The organism is Flavobacterium sp. 2 (assembly GCF_049949195.1).
Lineage (GTDB): Bacteria > Bacteroidota > Bacteroidia > Flavobacteriales > Flavobacteriaceae > Flavobacterium.
On sequence record NZ_CP188206.1, the window covers coordinates 558,239 to 577,433 of the forward strand.

A 19,195-nucleotide genomic window follows, 5' to 3' on the forward strand; every position below is an offset into this window, starting at 1 on the left:
GATCGCCCTTTTTTATCGTTTTAGTACTACTATTGTTTTCATCATGTAAACAATACACCGAGTTTGTGAAATCGGATGTAACATATTATGTTGACGATGATAAACCGCAGAATTTTCTGGGGCAGTCGCCAGATTCTATATTTAAAGTTGTTATCGATGTTGAACTGCTTAAGCGCGAAAATACCTCAAGTCCGTTGGGCATTCAAGTAACTGGCTTTGGTGCTTTTGATGTTTATTGGGATGGTGTTTTTGTGGGAAGCAACGGGAAAATGACGAAATCCGGCCAAGCCGAAATTCCGGGAACTGAATTGACGTATTATCAAATTCCCGAAAAATTAGCCAATTTAGGCAAGCATACTGTAACGGTAGTCGGAACTCAGGTTTATTTACGCGAATCTCAACGTGGTATGAAAGTAAAACTTGAAAGCTTTTTAAGACTTCATCGTGCACCGCTTATTGTCATGTCTTTTATGAATCTCATGGCAGGAGCTTTTCTTATTGCTTCTATTTATTATTTTTTTCTCTACATAAACAGTACGCGTAAAGAAGCAACTGTTTTGCTTTTTGGGATAATTTGTCTTCTTTTTTTCTGCCTTCTTATTGTAGAATACGTGAAATTTTATGTCGATATTCCTTATACCCATTTTTATACCCGATTACAGATTGTTGGCTTGCTGACATTTATAATTTCAATACTGGTTCCCTGGTATTTTATGCTGCAATTTGGCTTTAAATTAAAACGATTGTTTTTATTTCTTTTGATTATAAGTCTTATAACAATCTATATCGTTTACTACGGCGAATATGATAGGACAGCCATCTATTTTAGTTATGCAATGTGCATCGTCTCCTTTATTGTTGCCATTGATGCGGCATTCCGAAAAATTAAAGGCGGTTTAATCGTTGTGATTGGTTTATTGGCAAGCGTGATTGTCAACAAATATATTTTTTATGATTTTGGATTGTTCATTGCATTTACAATTATTGTTCTGTCTATGCTTTATCTGCATACTATTCGGGCAAAAGCTCTAGAAGAAGCGCATAATGCATCGTTATTGCTTTCATCAAGATTACAGTTAGAATTGGTTAAGAAAAATATTCAGCCGCACTTTCTTCGTAATACACTGACTTCATTAATAGATTGGATAGAAGAATCTCCTCAACAAGGCGTTGTATTTATTCGTGCGCTAGCAGATGAATTTGATATAATGAATTCTATTGCCGAAGACACCTTAATTCCTATTCAGCAGGAAATTGAATTATGCCGAAAACATTTAGAAGTAATGTCCTTTAGAAAAGAAGTATGTTATAACTGGGAAGAAAAAAATATTGATGCAAATGAAGAAATTCCTCCAGCGGTTATTCATACTATTATTGAAAACGGAATCACGCATAGTTTACCTCCAAAACAAGGCTACATTACTTTCCGTTTAAGTTTTACCAAAGAGAAACAATACAAACAATATACATTGTTAACGATCGCAAAAAATAGAAACAGAAAACGAGAAAACAGCAACGGAACAGGTTTTAAATACATCAAAGCTCGATTAAATGAAAGTTACGGCAGTAATTGGCAATTTGATTCTTTTGCTGTAGAAGAAGGATGGTGTACAACAATTAAAATTTTTGATAAAAAATGAAAATTCTAATTATTGAAGACGAGGCCCGAATTGCCAAACGAATCGAAAGAATGACGCGCGATTTTTTTGATAAAGAAGTTCAGATTTTACTCGGTGATTCTGTTGAAAATGGATTGAATACAATTGAAAAACAATCCATTGATTTACTGCTTCTCGATTTGAATTTGAATGGCGAAGATGGATTTGAAGTACTGCAGACCGTTGTCGCAAAATCGTTTCAAACCATTATTATTTCCGCTTATACCGATAAAGCGATTATGGCATTTCATTATGGCGTTTTGGATTTTGTTCCTAAACCATTTGATGCAAACCGACTTGCTCAGGCCTTTACACGTTTTACAACACCAGAAAAAACAAATGGTCAGGATATTCAGTTTTTAGCCGTAAAAAAAGGAAAAACGATCAAACTCATCACCATTAAAGATATAAGATACATAAAAGGCGCTGGAATTTATACCGAATTACATTTAGTAAATGGCCACGTAGAACTGCATGATAAGTCTATGGAATCATTAGAAAAACTACTTCCTGCAACATTCGAACGAATTCATAAATCCTATATTCTTTGCTGGCAGGAGGCAGATAAACTTATTGTAGAAACTGGCGGAAAATATAATATGTTACTTAAAAATGGAGAACTATTGCCTGTTGGTCGTTCAAGATATAAAGAAATCAAACATAAACTGATTTAGTTTTTGATGACGTGTATACATGCAAACCGGTTCTAATAAAAATTTAAAATAAGTATCTTATTTTAGTAACATTCTTTCAGTAATTGTTTTATTTGAAGAAGCATCAATTCCGGTAACTTCGGCATATTTTACATTTGGAAACCAAAAAGAACCTCCTTCAATGCGAACAAATATTTTTTCTACCTGTATTCTTTTTTGATTCACACTTACAAAAACATGATATTTTTGATCTGAATCTATCTTTTTCAAGGTTAAGGGTAACTTTTTATAAGATACAAATTGAAGCTCAAACTCCTCATTATTTATGGTTTTACTTTCTATTCCGTATGCAAATTTGCGTTGCAAGTAATTAAAGTCTTTCTTCTCTCCTTTCTCAGCATATCGAATCCAATACGCTTTTATAGGATCGCTTTTGTTTATTTTTCCATTTTCCAGGTAGTTTATGGCATAAATAGCGGTGTTTATATTAGGGTCGCGCTGAATATAAAATAACATATTATCTATGTTTTTAGGCGTTGGAAAATTTAATGGCGACGGATTTTTAGATTGTGCCAATACATTTTCAGAAATTATACTTACTAAGATCGTTATAACGATTAGTGATTTTGTAAAATTTTTAAATGATAATTTATTCATAACGAAAAATTTATATTCTAATTTGATTCGATTACCTTCTGTTTTTCGTTTATCTTAAAAACCCAATATTTAATCAGTGGATAATTAAATCCATAAGAAACAAAACTATCCGTGATTAATCTTCCGATTCTGTAATCGATTTGAAATGATTTTTGCAAAATAAGCGTACCGAATGATTTTAAAGAAATACTTCCCAATACAACCAACGCAAATTTAAAAAGCTGACTATTAATGTGACTGCTATAACCCGATTGATTTTTAAATACCCAAAATCTATTGATGCTGAAATTGATAATGGCGCCAACGGTTCCAGAGATTAGAATAGAAAAAGTAAAATGTAATTTAAATACTTCTGTCAACAAAACCATTAAGCCATAATCGGTAATACCACCTACAAATGCCGCAACTTGTGCTTGCAGAAAAGTGAAAATGGATTTTTTACTGAACATATCAGTCTTGGTTTTTATCTTTTAAATCGCCCAACTTTAGAAGTTTTAGACTATCAATAGTATTGATAATTAACAATATAACCGTGATTAAACCAGCCAAATAGGTAATTGATCCGCGAAATGCAACTTCAATAATTAAAATTAAAGCAATAATAAATCGGAGTTCTGTTGGACCAACAAAGCCAGAATCTATACTGTATTTATTTGTAATTTTGTAGCGTAACTGGCTGATGATGATCGACCAACCATACAATGCAACAAAAGCAAAGGCTATTATTTGTGTGCCATTTTCAGCATAAATGTAATAGCCAAAGCCTATAAGTACAATACCAATCCAATCGGCGATAATGTCGAGTGCAAAACCATACCAACGGCGTGGAATATTTCTATAATAAGCCAATCTTCCATCTAAAGAATCGCCTAACCAATTTATAGCCAAACCGATAATACCCAAAAGCAAATACCAATTTGTTAAATAAGTTCCTAAAACAAAACCTAAAAAAACCAAACCCGAACCAACAGTACCAATAAAAGTGAGTACGTTTGGCGAAATAAATTTAGGCACTTTTGGAAGCAAAAATACAATCGTTAACTGTTCTGCTCTTTTTAAAATATTAGTGCGCTTACGGTCTGAAAATGTTCTTTTTGCAATTGCATTACGATCTTCAATCTGTGTTTCTTTTCCCATTACTAGCCCAATATTTGTAAGCCTGATGCTATAACCAATTCTACTTTTGCAATTTTTAATTTTACTTTTCTTTGGGTATTTTTAAAAAAATCTGTGGTACGTTTTAGCTTACCTGATCTAACCAGATAACTAAATGCGATAATAATCAGCATAATTATTTAACAATACCCGCAAAACGTTGATAGAAAACTGTTGGGCTGTTCTCATTTTTAGGCGCATATTTTCCGGCTATAATCGGAATATAAATAACTCTCCTTCTGCTTTCTTCGCCACGGATAGATGATTCTGCAACTCTGTGCCACAAACGGCCATCGTGAATGGTTAAATCTCCAGCTTCCGGAGTGATAGAAACCTCTTGTGGATCAGGTTTATTATCTAAAAAGTATTTTTTACGGAAAAGCATTTGATAAACACTTTGCTTGTGCGTACCCGGAATGATTTTAAGACCGCCGTTTTCAGGTTTTAAAGTGCTTAAATGAATTCCCACATTTAACATCGGGTTTAATTTTCCACCATAAAAGATATCTCTCAAACCGTCTGTATGCCAGCCCATTTTAGTAAACTTACTTTCTGGGCCATTGATATAATGATTGAAAACCATTCCGTCTTTTTCTTCAGTACCTAATCTTGCGCCATCGCCTGCCAATGGTAATAAACCATTAAATCTTGGATCTAGTAAAAGACCGCTCAAGGTTTGATGATGCTGATTGATAAAAGCAAAACGTTGCACAATAGCAGAGCCGTCTAAATCTTTCCCGTATTTAATAGGGACACCGTTTATTTTTTCAACTTCATTTTCAATCCAATTTTGTTCTACTTGTTTAGAGGCATCAATGATGGATGAAACCGTTTCTGGATTTATAAATTTTTTGAAATGAATGAAGCCATGTTCGTTAAAAAAGGCAATTTGCTCATTAGTTAATTGCTCAGTAAGGGTAAATGTTTTATAAGAAGATACCATGATAATATGTATTTAATAAATGAAATAATAAGTTTGAAATTTTATCTAAAAGTCTAGCAACAGCAACAACAACACATTCGCATGTTTGCCTGCATTTGACCTTTAGGAAAATTAAACTTATTTTTTCTTTTATTTGACATACTCTATAGGATTAGTAGAATTTAATACAAACATAACATATATTTTCTCTTTTGCAAAAATTATTTTTTATTTTTTTCGAAAAAAAATTAAATTTTATAAATTCCAGCTGCCGTTTTTTCGATGAATGCCTTTGGTAGTATACGATTGGCATACACCGAAATGATATTGGTAAACCCCGGAATAACTTCTGATTTTTTGTTGAACATGGCTTTTACAGCCATTTTTGCAACTTCATCAGGCTGCATATTAAACTTTTCAGCCATTTTGTTTAAAGCACTTAAACCAGCTCTTGCAGCAAAACCAGTATCAACCGGACCTGGACTAAAACAAGTTACTGAAATTGAAGTTTGGGCAAGTTCAAAACGCAAAGCTCGGGTAAACGATAAAACAAAAGCCTTTGTAGCCGAATAAACTGCCAGCGTAGGTACAGCCTGATAGGCAGCAGTACTCGATATATTTAAAATATAAGCTTGTTTTTCTTGTGAAAGTATGGGTACTAATAAATGGGAAAGCTCCACCACTACATTCATATTAAGTTGCATCATCCCAATTTGATCGGTTAGAGAAGACTTACTAAAATCGCCCCACACACCATAACCCGCATTGTTAACTAAAATGGCAACCGAATAATTATTCGTTTTTATCCAATCAGTTACTTTTTGCGATGCATCCTTTATCGAAAGATCAATCGATAAAAAAAGAGCATTGATGCCGTATTTAACTTGAAGATCATCAGATATTGCTTTTAATTCCGCTTCACTTCTTGCAACAAGCAATAGTGGATAACCCTTTTTCGCCAATTCATAAGCAATAGATTTTCCAATGCCTTTGCTGGCGCCAGTTATTAAGGCATACGGTTTCGTTTTTTCACTCATTTTATTAATTTAATGAATCAAATATAAAGATTAATTGTGAGCTGTTGGAGTAATAAAACAGTTGTTCTAATTCAGTTTTAATTCTAGTAATTCTGTTAGCCTATTGCCATTATCAATTTCCTTTTCGATAAAAATGACTAACTCGTCCATATTCATGTGCCAATAATTTCGGGTAAGTTTCTTGGATATCGATATATAAGCCTTGGTTTTGGGGCGGTTGCATTTGAAGTAACCAAATGTATTTTCTAAACTTAATTCCTCCATTTTTGGAATCATACTTTGAATCCAATCTTTTTTTGAAGTTCCGTATTTTTCGGCCACTACAAAGGCAAATTTTATGACATCATTTTGAAGCTGAATCATTGTCATGTATTTTTTCCCGCCAAAATAAATATTCGGCTTCAAATGAAAATCAATAAGAGCATCACCTCGGGTATCGGCAACGAAAGTACTTACTTTTTCAATTCGCAAGGAAAGAGAAGTTAAGAAACTTTTTTGAAGTATCGTTTCAAGTTGATTTTCAGCAATAAATTTCTCATATTCATTTTTATATAGAATGTTTAATTTATCGGCTTTCTTTTTTTTACCATCTAAGAAAACCATATCATATTTTTTACTGTCGTTTTGAAAATCTATTAATAATCCAGATAATTTACCAAGATATGTAATATATTCGCTAAGTATCACTGAATGAGAATCCTCATTTAGTCTTATTTTTTTCAAAGCTTCAAATATGCGGGTATATGAAATTCTTTTCCAGTTAGGATCTTTTACAATTTCGTCAATGAGAGTTAAAAAATAAAATTTTGGCTTAACTTTATGAGTCCTGCTGAATAGCTCAACATATCGTTCTAGCTGATTGGAATGCTGTGAAGATTTTAATTTATTTTCTATAACAATTAAATCACTATCTGTTTCTATAAGAATGTCGATTCTTTGACTCTCTGTCAAAATATTTTTTATTTCAAAAACGTTTTCAAGATTGAAAACAGTCATCAATAAATTACATTTTTGACTATCATTTAAAGCATTGCAATCTGATGAAAATATCCATGCCAAAATTTGCGAATGGATTCGCTCCATATCTGCTATTCCTAGATATTCGAAAAAAGTTCTATTCATAAGGTATCATTCTAAGTGTTTTTTTGTGAAAGTACTAAAACTTTGTGACTTATAAATCCCCCGATCGCGCGGATTTATAATCCGTGCCCACAAAGTATCTCCTAACAAATTTTAAAAAAAGAGAATCTAGTTTTTTAACGAGTATAATTTATATCAGTTTTTTATTAAAATTAGTCGTAGACACGAAAAAGAATTTCCGAACGATCGGCAAATAAACAACTCATAAAAACCATTTCAATCAAAATCTCGTCTACTTTTGCCGAATGTTAGAAATTCTTTACCAGGACGAATATATTATAGCCATTAATAAACCAAGTGGCTTGTTGGTTCACAAATCATTTTATGCGCGCGATGCAAAAGTGTATGCCATTCAGGAATTGAGAAATCAAATTGGGCAACACGTCTACCCTATTCATCGGTTAGATCGCAAAACATCTGGAGTTTTGTTATTTGCGCTGGATGCAGCTGTTTTAAAAATTATGAATGATCGTTTTGCCACACGCGAAGTCGAAAAGAAATATTTAGCCATTTTACGCGGTTGGTCATCCGAGGAACTAACAATTGATTATGATTTAACTAATGATGACGATGTTACTCAAAATGCAATAACCTACTTTCATCGTTTGCAAAATGCTGAAGTTGAATTAGCATTTAACAATAAACCAACATCACGATATTGTTTGGTTGAAGCCATTCCTGAAACTGGACGTATGCATCAATTACGAAAACATTTCAAACATATTTTTCATCCCATTTTAGGAAGTCGGCCACATGGTTGCAACAAACAAAATAAATTATGGCTGGAGAATTTTAATCTAAAAGGAATGATGCTTCATGCGCATCAGTTAATTTTTAATCATCCAATAAGCAATGAACAACTAATCCTGAATGCAAAGGTTAATGAAGAGTTTAGTAAAGTAGGTACTATTCTTAATCTGGATTTGAGTAAGTATCAATAGTATTTCATCTAAAAAATTTAAAATCCAATTTCGCAACGAAATGGATTTTTTTAACCTCTTTTTAAATCTATAAAAAGAAGATAGATTGTATTTTTAGCATACTATCAATCTTTTTCAAAAACAAAACCTTCAGCTACTAGTTTTTGTATCGTTTCATCATCAAACATATCTTTTGATAAACTAACCTGTTTGATATCCATTTCAACAGGAAACTGAATCAAACTCAATTTATTGTCTTTTAATTGAACATCTTTTAGTTTAATATTTCCCGAAAGATTGATGGCTTCCAAAATTGTATTTTGTACACTCAAATCATTAAGCAAATAGTTTTTTGACAAATCAAGAGATTTTATTGGATTTTCATCAATATAAAGTCTTTCAAGAAATAAATTTTGAGATAAATCTAGTTCAGACAAACCACTTGAGTTAATAAATAATTGAATTAATTTAGTGTTATGAGTGACATCTAAAAAGGTATGATTAATCTTTTCATAAGACCATCTATCATAATCTCCACCCAGATGTAGATATTTTAAATTTATATTTTTTTCAAGATTTATATTTGAGAATGCATTATCTCCAATGCGTAATTCTTCTAGCAGTATGTTATTAAAAAGATTGATTTCAGATATTTGATTCCATGTTATATCCAATTTCTTCAATTTAGGAAGCCCTGTGACATCTACTGAATCAATCTCTGCATTTTCTAAAGTAAGATCTTCTAATGCAGGCAATCCACTTTGTTCCCATTTACATGAACCACCATATGAGCAATATACTTTTTTTAATACTTTATTTTTTTCATTTAGCCTGGCATTAAAATTCAACATATGAGTAACATATAATTCTTCAAGATTTAAATTATATGTTAAATCAATATCATCCATTTCATTCAAACTATCCAAAACTATTTTTTTCAAGTTTATATTTGCCTTTAAATCTAAATTTTCAAGAAGTAAATTCTCTAGTTCTAAAACTTCAAGAGATGTGTTTTTTGAAAAATCAATTTCTGTAAGATGCTCACTGTTTTTAATATTAATCACTTTTAACTTATGATTAAAACCCAAATTAAGCTCCTCTAAATCAAATGAATTTATAGTTAGTATTTCTAGGTTAGGGAAATACTTAATTTCATCTATAGAAACAAGATTAAAATCTTCGCAATTCAGTTCAGTCACTTTCATTAACGAGTCAATTTTTAAGTCAGATATCATTCTTTTAAAATTTTCATCTTTAAAATCAATATCAGATACTTTTTTTACATTTTCTCTTTCGGTAACGCCGCGGAACCAACCTTTTATTCTATCCATAATTAATTCACTGTTTTTGTAATCGATAATAATAATAAATCATAGATCAACTTATTTAATTTTCCTTTTTATTTTAAGATTTAAATAACACAAACTGGATTTTTTCATTCACAAAAAAGTACGTTATTTACTCCAAATTCTTATTATCAACCTATATTACAGTAGTAAATTATTAAGAAGAGCTGTTGATAATTTAATATTAAAAACCCATTTATGAACAAAAAAAATGTTTTTACAATTACGCTTTGCATTTGCTTTATAATGCAAATGATTTCTCAAGAAAAACAAATTATTAATAATACTGAAAAATACAAACAATTTGGTTTGGTTTGGGGATTGATGAAATACCAACATTCTGAAGTAAGTAATGGAAAATACAATTGGGACGAAAAATTTGTTGAAAATTTTGATAAGCTTGAAAGTGTAACTTCACAAACAAATCTCGATGCGTTTTTATTAAATTTTATTTTATCGATTCCAGAAAGCAAAATAAAAACTGATACGGATACAGATAATCTATTTACAAAAAATTATGATTATAAGTGGATTGAACAATATTCAGGCAACACAGAACTTTATACCAAGTTAAAAAAACTAGAAACCAATATAAATATCGGCTTTTACTACACATCAAAAAACGGAATTCCGACTTTCGATAATGAGAAAGGCTTTAAAACATTTGACTATAAAATAAAAAGTCATAGACTATTAGAACTATTTAGTTTTTGGAATGTGATCCAATATCATGATGTAAATAAATATCTGATGGATAAAAACTGGTATAGTCAGTTAGAAAGCTTTATCGATAATTTCACAAGCGCTAATTCTCAATTAGATTATGAATTGGCAAAGACTAATTTAGTTGTATCACTTAATGATTCACATTCGTATTTTTTCTCAAAAACAGTATCCGATTCTCTATTTAAATTTAAGCCGCCAATCTCAGTAATGAACGTTAATGACACTCTAGTAGTTTCGGGAATTGTGAATGAATTGGCAAAAAAAGAGGATTTGAAATTAGGAGATTTGATTCTTGAAGTTAACGACATGGACATTAAATCATTTCGAAAGCAAAAGATAGATCCAAAGTTTTCTTCTTCAAATGCTACTCATTTAAAATATTGGACCCGATTTTTATTGTGGAGTAAAGAAGATAGTCTTAAAGTTAAGATAAAAAGAAAAGATGCTGTTACCACAAAATATATTCATCTCTATAAAACTTTTTCTAAAGATGACGAACGTTCTTATATACCGTTTTTCACCTATAAAAAAGAATGGCAAATCATTGATGATAATATTGGGTATATAAATCTAAGTACAATTTCAAAAGAGGAAACCAAAAAAGCATTTGAAGCATTTTCTAATACAAATGGAATTATACTAGATTTAAGAAATTATCCAAAAAATATTTCAGGCGCTGAGATTGCAAAATATACCTATCCAGACAGAAGGGAATTTATTAAAATTCTTTCACCATTAAGAGACAGACCATCGTTGGCAAACTTTGATAAACCTGCTATCAGTGCCATAATAGATCCTTTTAAAGCTGGTGGAAAAAACTCAAATTACTATAATAAAAAAATTATTTTATTAGTAAATACTACCACTCAAAGTAAGGCTGAGTTTATTGGAATGGCTATTCAGGCCTCTCCTACTTGTATAACTGTGGGGGAAACGACATCTGGTGCTCCATTGAATATTGCCGTTTTTAAATCGCCTGATGGGACAGAAATTCCATTCACTTCGATGGGAGGGTTTTATCCTGACGGTACGGGTGTCCAAAGAAACGGTTTGAAAATTGATCACTTTTTCAAGGAAACAACATCAAATTTTACTGCCGATCAATATATTCTTAAAGGAATTGAATTAATAAAAGCTGCAGAAAACAAAGCAAATTAAGAGACGCGTTGCAGTCTTTTTTGGTATTTAATCAATCAACTTAAATCCTTTATTTCTGATACTAAGAATTTCTACAGCTGGATCTGCACTTAAATATTTTCGGAGGCGGGTAATATAAACATCCATACTTCTGGCTGTAAACGGATTACTATCGCCCCAAAGCAGCAACAAAGCTTTATTACGATCTAATAATTGATTTTTATTTTGAATAAGTAAATCCAATAATTCTGATTCGCGTTGTGAAAGATTAACTGATTTCTCTTCAATTGTCAATTCTAGCCTATGAAGATTAAATTGAAAATTTCCAACCTTTATATTTTTATCGCATGTTGTGGAAGCTTCTTCACTTGAATGGATATACTTTCGTCTTACGAGTTTCTGAATTCGCAAAATAAGTTCTTCCATGCTAAAAGGCTTTTTCATATAATCATCGGCGCCGATTTTTAATCCTTTTAGAACATCTGTGATTTCATTTTTTGCCGTGAGAAAAATTATAGGAGTCAGCTGATCTACTATTCGGATATCTTCTACAAGCGAATATCCATCTTTTCTGGGCATCATGATATCCACAACACAAATGTCTGGTTTCTTGCTCTGAAATAATTCCCAGCCTTCTACTCCATTTTTGGCAATTGTAAAACTAAACCCTCGCAATTCAAGAGTTTCTTTTATGATAGTCGACAACACTTCTTCATCTTCTACCAGCAAAACATGAATTATTTCATTCATAATGGAAATTTAATAATAAAGGTTGTACCTGATCCTAAATGACTATTTACAATTATTTCACCCGAAAGTAAACTAACCAGTTCTTTTACATAACTCAATCCTATTCCGTAGCCTTTTACATCGTGCAGATCGCCAGATGTAATTCGGTAGAATTTATCAAAAATAAGAGGAAGATTTTCTTCGCTTATTCCGCTTCCATTATCCTGAACTTCCAGCTGCCAATATTTTGATGAACTCAAAACTTTCACTGTAATTTCGGCAGAATTAATACTGTATTTCAAAGCATTATCTATAAGATTAGTCAATATTCCTTCAATCATATCTTTATCAGTACGAATGATTTCATTTTCTAATTCCGCACTAAATGATATCTGATTGCTATCATTTACCTGAAATTTATCTACTATGCTTTTTATTAATTCTTCAATATTTACATCCGTTAAATTTACGTATTTTACGCCTAATTCATATCTCGTTATATCCAAAAGACGATCTATATTGTAATCCAGTTTATTTAAAACATCTGCATTAATCTTTAAATAACGATTTGTTTTTTCTGGATTAGAAGCTTCTCCAAATTGCAATAATGCTTCGTTAGTTGATTTAAGAATCGATATTGGTGTTCGCAATTCGTGCGTAATATTGCTTATAAAATTATTCTTTTTATAATCGAGCTGTTTCTGTCTGTAAATAATCAATCCGAGATACCAAAGGCTTCCGCCTGTCAGAATCACCAGAATTATGGATATCGAAAACGGAATGATATTTTTTGAAATCAGAAATTTTCCTGTTTTAAAAAGCCTGGCTTCAATTACCCAGTTTTTCTCACTTGTACCTAAAGGAACGCTTACTACTTCTTTAGAATCTGCAACTGCGTTCTTTTTCAATGACAATTTATAATCAATAAAGATTTTTTCTTTGTCGAGTTCTTTTCTAAAATCATCACTAACCAATTTCAAATCAATATTCTGCTTATTTGATGAAGCAATTAATTTCACCAAAAAAAGACGTACATTTTCCAGATTTGAGGTATCAATTTTTAGGGGTTGCATTCCAATTTTGATTGGTCCACCCGATTTCGAAAAATCTCCTTTTAAGTTTATTTTTTCTTTCTTTTCATCGGTAACTTCACTTACTATTGACAAATAAGGATCGGCATTAGACAGACTCATAGGTGTTCTGACCTTTTCCAGAAAGAATAAATCGACACTTCGCTGCAATGCATTTTTTACTTTCCCCTGAAAATTCTCCCGACTTTCTTCATAGGTTCTGTAAACCCAAAAAAGCTGGAAAAGCAAAATACTACACGCAGTAATAGAAGTGATTAGAATAATTTTAAACTGATTTTTCATAGCAAATGATAATATACAAATATATCTCATTTTGGTGATTGAATAACCCAGTTAACACTAGTTAACATTGGTTAAGAGAGCTTTAACCTGCAAGCAAAAGATTACTTCTACATTTGACTTGTATAACTTAAACAACTGAAACAATGCATAATAGAAATTTTTTAATCTGTGCGGCTACATGTTTGCTTTTCGTAAATATGAAAGGTCAGAACTTATCTAAAGATGATGCTTCGAAAAAGTCAATTCAATTTGTTTTACCAAATGGAGCTATTCTTAAAAATCTTGACAGTCTTGAAAATGCCTGGGGGAAAGATCAGATACTATTTAAACATAATGAAGAGGATGATCAAAACGGTGTGATGCATCTTGTAAAAAAGACTTCGGAATTTAAAGACAACGAAATTAAAAGTAAAAAAGCTTTAGCAGAAATGCTTAATAATCCTGCTCCGGAATTTGAACTTAAAGATCTTGAAGGTAAAACATGGTCACTAAAAAAACTTCGAGGAAAAATAGTAATTTTGAATTTCTGGTTTACGTCCTGCGCTCCATGTATTAAGGAAATTCCGGAACTCAATAAATTAGTGGACGAATACAAAAATAAAAATGTTGTTTTTCTTGGGCTTACTTACAATACGCCGCAACATGTAGAAAATTTTCTAAAAAAGCGTGCTTTTAACTACATACAATTGCCAAATGCGGGTGAAATAAACAATAAGTATTCTATTTTCTATTTTCCAACTAGTTTTGTAATTGATAAAAACGGTATTATTAAAGGTGTTCTGGAAAAAAGTGACAATATATACCACGATATAAAAACGATCATTGATAAAGAAAGCTAAAAATTAAATTTTAAATTTCAAAAGCTGTCCCAACGCTTTCTAAATAACAAACGTTAACTAACAATTCATTGTACTTATATAAGTCTTAGTATAATGTATTGTACGCTGCATGCCTTCGCTTCAAAATAGGAAAGAATCTTTCTTAACCCAAGTCAATGATTCTTCAGGAATCGCAAACCTAATTTTGCCCCGTAAAATCGTCTGAATTATTAGCCTTTTTATATAGCTAACGGTCTACGCCTGCATTCTGATTTTAACCCCTAAATCTTTAAACCCTTTATATCTAAAGGTTTGCTCTTAAAATGTGATTCAAATCACACTTTAAAAGTGAGTTGACGCAACCTCTAGTTTTCAGAGTTGACGGAAATTTGTCTTAGATGTAAAGCTAATTACGGATCACAAATTTTGTTTAACAAATTCAAATAATTAAAAAATAAAAATTATGAAAACAACAGCTTATAAATCAATTTCGAAAACAACGCTGGCAATTGCAGTGTACGCTTTTGCCCTAATAACAAGCAATATGAAAGCTCAGGATTCTTATAGAATAAAAACCGGAGTTTTAACTGAAACAACTTCTAAACTGACAAGATATGAAGTAAATGAACAAAATGTAGCACAATTTCAAAAAGCATTGACAGCTTATGTAAGAGCCTCAATTTCATCGAAAGAAAACATTATGGCCGAAGCTTTTTATGAACAAGATAAAACAAATGTTTTATGGCTGATTGAAAGATGGAATGGAAAAAATCAATTGGAGAATTTCAGCAAAAAAACAGAAGCAAAAGCATTACAGTCTTTAACTGAAAAATTAAAAACTGCTACAAAAACTTATTATGTAAAAGATCTTGAGCCTTTAACTAAAGAACAATGGCGCAGAACTTCTAAAAAAGAAGATAATCAACTTGTTATCATGCTTTTTGTGGATGGAAAAAAAGGAACAGAACAAAATTTCAAAGACACGTATCATGTTGCGATGCCGCAATTTCGCAGTGAACCTGGCGTAGTAACGTACCAACTTTCTGAAATTGAAGGAGATGAAACCCAGTTTGTAACTTATGAAAAATTCAGAAGCAACGATGCTTTTCAATATCATCTCAACTTTCCTCCTATCAAACCTGTAATAGAATATTTGGAAACAAGTATCAAGAAACCACCTTTTCAAAACGGAATTCATAATCTAATTGAATTCGCACCACTTACAAGAGAATAATTCACAAATAAAATTTCAAATAATAAATCAATTTAAAAATTAAAAGTCATGAAAAATTTAACACAAATTATCGGTACAAGCTTATTAAGCACATTTGCATTTTTTAATGTACAAGCTCAGGTTAAAGATCATAACCTTGATGTAATGAATCAATTAGCAACACCTTCACATGTTTCTGTGATGCCTGTTTCTCAATTATTGAATGCTCCGGGAAATGAAGCTTTAAGAGCTTTCTTCTTTAATCCTGTAAAAGACAAAACGGTTTTAAAAGGTAAAAAAATAGCAGTACTTGCCGCAGATGGTTTTGAAGAAATTGAATTGACCGGACCAGTTTGGTACTTTAGAGAACTTGGTGCTCAGGTTGACATTATCGCTCCAAAATTCAATCCGGCTCCGGCAAGATATGGATTGAGCACTCCTGAAATGGCAAAAACTCATATTATGGCAATTCAATATTTACAACCTGTTGGATGGATCAAATTTGATAAAACAGCAGATCAAATTAAAGTGAGTGATTATGATGCTGTATTTATTCCTGGAGGAGCTTGGAATCCAGATAACCTTCGTTATGACAAAGATGTTATAAAATTCATTCAGGATTTTAATAAATCTGGAAAATTGATCGCTGCTATTTGTCACGCCCCAGTTGTATTAGCTTCTGCTGATATTCTGAAAGGAAGAAAACTTACCGGATACTGGAATATTCAAAGTGATCTTAAAAATGCAGGCGGTATCGTATCTGATCAGCCAGTTGTAGTGGATGCAAACATTATTACAAGCAGACACCCAATTGATGTTGCCGATTTTTCAAAAGCAGTGGAAAGCTGGTTGGCAAAAAAATAATTTCTTCAATTATAATCAGAAAAATAACGGAAGATTAAACAGTCTTCCGTTATAAAAAACAATTGAGAATAAACTTCCCCAAATCGAAATCTCTATTACGGTTTAAAAAATCACAGTTATACAGACTTCAAAACATATAAAAGTCTTTAACATTAAAAAAAATAAAAATGGAATATAGAAAATTAGGAGATTCTGATCTCCAGTTATCTGCAATTACCTATGGAAGTTTCGCTATTGGCGGTACGATGTGGGCGGGAACAGAAAAAAGTGAAGCAAAAGAAGCTATTATGGCTTCTATAGATCATGGTGTGACAAGTATTGATACTGCGCCTTTCTACGGATTAGGGCTTAGCGAAGAACTGATTGGCGAAACCATTAAAGAACTTGATCGTTCTAAGGTTCAACTCTTAACTAAGTTTGGAATGGTTTGGGATGGCAGTAACAACGGAAAAGGTGATTTTATGTGGAATCAGGAACATGACGGAAAAAGTTATCCGCTTTATAAATATGCTTCAAAAGCGAATGTTATAAAAGAAACCGAAGAAAGTCTTAAACGATTAAAAACTGATTATATCGATTTGCTTCAATTGCATTGGCCAGATTCTACAACGCCAATTGACGAAACTATGGAAGCGCTTCAATCATTAATTGATCAGGGGAAAATACGTGCCGCAGGTGTAAGCAATTACAATAAAGATCAATTACTGGAAGCACAAAAAAGTATTCGCGTTGCATCCAATCAAATGCCTTACAGCATGTTAAATCGCGGTATTGAAAAGGATATTGTGCCATTAGCAATCGAAAACAATATTGGAATAATTGCTTACAGTCCTTTAGAAAGAGGATTATTAAGTGGCAAATATTTTAAAGGCGAAAAATTAAAATCAGATGATCATCGTCAAGATTATTTTGGCCAATTTAATCCTGAAAAAGTAGAAGCTTTCCTTAAAAAAATTGAACCTTTAGCTGAAGAAAAAAAAGCTAGTCTGGCGCAATTAGTTTTAAAATGGACAACGCTTCAACCAGGAATAACTGTTGTGTTGGCTGGTGCAAGAAATAAAGATCAGGCAATTAGTAATGCAAAAGCGATAGAGGTAAATCTGACAGAAAAAGAAGTACAATACATCAACAACGAATTGACGCAGCTTTCTTTATAATTTACCTTCTTTTTTACTTCCTTATCACCACGTAAAACATTCTCAAAACCACTTTCTATAAGCTTAGATAGGCAGCAGGTTTCTTCTTGCTGCAGCGGTAAGTCTGTGTCTTTTAGAACTTGTCTTCTTTCTATAATTAGAAATATCAAAATCATATTCTTCGTTTCGTTCTTAACCAAAGTCAATGATTTTAACGAAATACCGTCTCTACCTTTGTCATGTAAATAAACTGAAAATCAACCAATTAAAACATTTCTTTTTTAAAATAACCTATTACTAATAATTTAAAAAACTTTATTATGAAAACTAGATTTAACATCGACACTAAGACAACTAAAAATCTAAAGTTAGGATTCAAAATTCACTTTCTTGTCTTTCTATTAGTTAGTCCGATAATCTTTATTATTTGGTATTTAACAGACACTACATATCCATGGCCATTATGGTCTACATCTGCATGGGCAGTTGGAGTTCTTTTTCACTATTTAGGTGTGTTTGTATTCAGAAAAAATAAAATCTAAAACCTTAGAAATCATGGAAACAAATACAACATTCAGACGAATCGTAACCGGACATAATACAGAAGGCAAAGCCATTATTGTGTCAGATGAAGTTCCAACAAGAACCTATATGGTAGGCGGACCAAACGGAGCGAAATTTCATGAAGTTTGGAACACTAAACAAACTCCTGCTCTAATAGATGCTATTTCTAAAGACCCTGAAGAAACCGGACTTATTTTGGGACCTCCAAAACACGGAACAAGAATACGAGTAATCGATTTTCCGCCAGAAAGTGATGAAATTAGAAACCTTACCAAAGAACAGGCTTTTGAACATTTTAAAACTATGAGCGGTGAACATGCTTCAAAAGCTGGCGGAAATGCACCTCACCCATTAATGCACAAAACAGAAACGATTGACTACGGAATTGTTCTGGATGGCGAATTAACTTTAATCGTTGACGAAGGTGAAACAACAGCAAAAGCAGGAGACATTATTGTGCAACGAGGAACAAATCATGCCTGGAGCAATAAATCTGGAAAAACATGTCGTGTTGTCTTCATTTTGATTGATGGAGAATTTGAAGAAAACCTTCGCTAAATCTTAAAAACAATTGTTATGCGAGTAAATCCTATAAAACCAGAAACAATGAACGATGAAGTTCGATATGTTCATGATGAAGTTTTTAAACTCATTACACATAGTCAGGGTCCTGTTGTAATGACAAATAGTGAAGGTGCTTTAACCGGTCCTTTTCCGCCCATGCTTGCTTTTCCTCAATTTGGAATTCCGGCTTTAAGTTTTGTACGTTCATTAGACAATTATGCAACGCTTCCTAAAAAAGTTCGGGAAGTAGCTATTCTTACTGTTGGTGCTGCATTTGGCGCACGTTTCGAACTTTATGCTCATGAAATCATGGCAAAACATTTTGGCTTTTCTGCAACAGCAGTGGCATCACTGGCATCCGGAATTCGTCCTGCTGATTTAAACGAGGAAGAAGCTATCGCGTATGAAATCGCTTCAATTTTAGCAAAAGGCCGAATTGTTCCAGACTCTGCTTATAATCTTGCAAAGGAAATATTAGGGCAAGATGGTTTGGCCGAACTCATATTCTTAGTGGGTGCTTACACGCTACTTGCCACAGTTTTAAATGGTTTTGATGTTCTTCCATGATTTAAAAAGACATCCA

General features: G+C 32.2%; 20 protein-coding genes. 11 read left to right on the plus strand and 9 right to left on the minus strand.

What is annotated here, in order from left to right; all coding sequences use genetic code 11:
• Positions 1-65: 65 nt before the first annotated feature.
• Positions 66-1,640: a histidine kinase gene (locus ACNFIH_RS02305; protein ID WP_426485302.1), complete on the plus strand. Its 1,575-nt coding sequence runs from the start codon at positions 66-68 to the stop codon at positions 1,638-1,640.
• The gene (locus ACNFIH_RS02310; RefSeq protein WP_426485303.1) at positions 1,637-2,332 is read left to right on the plus strand and encodes a LytR/AlgR family response regulator transcription factor; all 696 of its coding nucleotides are present in this window, start codon (positions 1,637-1,639) and stop codon (positions 2,330-2,332) included. The genes ACNFIH_RS02305 and ACNFIH_RS02310 overlap by 4 nt, the downstream gene beginning before the upstream one ends.
• Positions 2,333-2,389: 57 nt before the next feature.
• On the opposite strand, the gene ACNFIH_RS02315 is transcribed toward ACNFIH_RS02310, so the two are convergent.
• From ACNFIH_RS02315 to ACNFIH_RS02340, 6 genes are all read right to left on the minus strand, one after another.
• Positions 2,390-2,968 (minus strand): DUF4833 domain-containing protein, encoded by a 579-nt coding sequence (locus ACNFIH_RS02315; RefSeq protein ID WP_426485304.1) that lies wholly within the window; start codon positions 2,966-2,968, stop codon positions 2,390-2,392.
• Positions 2,969-2,985: 17 nt separating this feature from the next.
• Complete coding sequence (locus ACNFIH_RS02320) at positions 2,986-3,417, minus strand: GtrA family protein (RefSeq protein WP_426485305.1); 432 nt, start codon at positions 3,415-3,417, stop codon at positions 2,986-2,988.
• 1 nt (position 3,418) lies between these two features.
• Positions 3,419-4,105 carry a CDP-alcohol phosphatidyltransferase family protein gene (locus tag ACNFIH_RS02325; RefSeq protein WP_426485306.1) on the minus strand — a complete coding sequence of 229 codons (687 nt, stop codon included), beginning with the start codon at positions 4,103-4,105 and terminating at the stop codon, positions 3,419-3,421.
• Between the two features lie 154 nt (positions 4,106-4,259).
• Positions 4,260-5,066, minus strand: coding sequence for a phytanoyl-CoA dioxygenase family protein (locus ACNFIH_RS02330; protein WP_426485307.1), 807 nt, complete (start codon positions 5,064-5,066; stop codon positions 4,260-4,262).
• Between the two features lie 227 nt (positions 5,067-5,293).
• Positions 5,294-6,082, minus strand: coding sequence for an SDR family NAD(P)-dependent oxidoreductase (locus ACNFIH_RS02335; RefSeq protein ID WP_426485308.1), 789 nt, complete (start codon positions 6,080-6,082; stop codon positions 5,294-5,296).
• A 66-nt stretch (positions 6,083-6,148) separates the two neighbouring features.
• Positions 6,149-7,204 carry a PD-(D/E)XK nuclease family protein gene (locus ACNFIH_RS02340; protein WP_426485309.1) on the minus strand — a complete coding sequence of 352 codons (1,056 nt, stop codon included), beginning with the start codon at positions 7,202-7,204 and terminating at the stop codon, positions 6,149-6,151.
• 263 nt (positions 7,205-7,467) lie between these two features.
• Between ACNFIH_RS02340 and ACNFIH_RS02345 the strand changes: the two genes are divergently transcribed.
• The gene (locus ACNFIH_RS02345; protein WP_426485310.1) at positions 7,468-8,163 is read left to right on the plus strand and encodes a pseudouridine synthase; all 696 of its coding nucleotides are present in this window, start codon (positions 7,468-7,470) and stop codon (positions 8,161-8,163) included.
• A gap of 104 nt (positions 8,164-8,267) precedes the next feature.
• Here ACNFIH_RS02345 and ACNFIH_RS02350 read toward each other — a convergent pair whose 3' ends face one another.
• On the minus strand, positions 8,268-9,473 hold the full coding sequence (locus ACNFIH_RS02350; RefSeq protein WP_426485311.1) for a hypothetical protein: 1,206 nt from the start codon (positions 9,471-9,473) through the stop codon (positions 8,268-8,270).
• Between the two features lie 213 nt (positions 9,474-9,686).
• On the opposite strand from ACNFIH_RS02350, the gene ACNFIH_RS02355 reads away from it, so the two are divergent.
• Positions 9,687-11,372: a S41 family peptidase gene (locus tag ACNFIH_RS02355; RefSeq protein WP_426485312.1), complete on the plus strand. Its 1,686-nt coding sequence runs from the start codon at positions 9,687-9,689 to the stop codon at positions 11,370-11,372.
• Positions 11,373-11,399: 27 nt separating this feature from the next.
• Here ACNFIH_RS02355 and ACNFIH_RS02360 read toward each other — a convergent pair whose 3' ends face one another.
• Positions 11,400-12,101, minus strand: coding sequence for a response regulator transcription factor (locus ACNFIH_RS02360; RefSeq protein ID WP_035644210.1), 702 nt, complete (start codon positions 12,099-12,101; stop codon positions 11,400-11,402).
• Positions 12,098-13,453, minus strand: a complete 1,356-nt coding sequence (locus ACNFIH_RS02365) for a sensor histidine kinase (RefSeq protein ID WP_426485313.1) — start codon at positions 13,451-13,453, stop codon at positions 12,098-12,100. Before ACNFIH_RS02365 ends, ACNFIH_RS02360 begins: the two co-directional genes overlap by 4 nt.
• 143 nt (positions 13,454-13,596) lie before the next feature.
• Between ACNFIH_RS02365 and ACNFIH_RS02370 the strand changes: the two genes are divergently transcribed.
• The 7 genes from ACNFIH_RS02370 (at position 13,597) to ACNFIH_RS02400 (ending at position 19,179) form a co-directional block, all read left to right on the plus strand.
• Complete coding sequence (locus tag ACNFIH_RS02370) at positions 13,597-14,292, plus strand: redoxin domain-containing protein (protein WP_426485314.1); 696 nt, start codon at positions 13,597-13,599, stop codon at positions 14,290-14,292.
• Between the two features lie 442 nt (positions 14,293-14,734).
• Positions 14,735-15,505 (plus strand): putative quinol monooxygenase, encoded by a 771-nt coding sequence (locus ACNFIH_RS02375; protein ID WP_426485315.1) that lies wholly within the window; start codon positions 14,735-14,737, stop codon positions 15,503-15,505.
• 48 nt (positions 15,506-15,553) lie between these two features.
• On the plus strand, positions 15,554-16,348 hold the full coding sequence (locus ACNFIH_RS02380; RefSeq protein WP_426485316.1) for a DJ-1/PfpI/YhbO family deglycase/protease: 795 nt from the start codon (positions 15,554-15,556) through the stop codon (positions 16,346-16,348).
• A 167-nt stretch (positions 16,349-16,515) separates the two neighbouring features.
• The gene (locus tag ACNFIH_RS02385; RefSeq protein WP_426485317.1) at positions 16,516-17,505 is read left to right on the plus strand and encodes an aldo/keto reductase; all 990 of its coding nucleotides are present in this window, start codon (positions 16,516-16,518) and stop codon (positions 17,503-17,505) included.
• Positions 17,506-17,804: 299 nt separating this feature from the next.
• Complete coding sequence (locus ACNFIH_RS02390; RefSeq protein ID WP_426485318.1) at positions 17,805-18,026, plus strand: 2TM domain-containing protein; 222 nt, start codon at positions 17,805-17,807, stop codon at positions 18,024-18,026.
• Positions 18,027-18,039: 13 nt separating this feature from the next.
• The gene (locus ACNFIH_RS02395; RefSeq protein WP_426485319.1) at positions 18,040-18,606 is read left to right on the plus strand and encodes a cupin domain-containing protein; all 567 of its coding nucleotides are present in this window, start codon (positions 18,040-18,042) and stop codon (positions 18,604-18,606) included.
• An 18-nt stretch (positions 18,607-18,624) separates the two neighbouring features.
• Positions 18,625-19,179, plus strand: a complete 555-nt coding sequence (locus ACNFIH_RS02400) for a carboxymuconolactone decarboxylase family protein (RefSeq protein WP_426485320.1) — start codon at positions 18,625-18,627, stop codon at positions 19,177-19,179.
• Positions 19,180-19,195 lie beyond the last annotated feature (16 nt).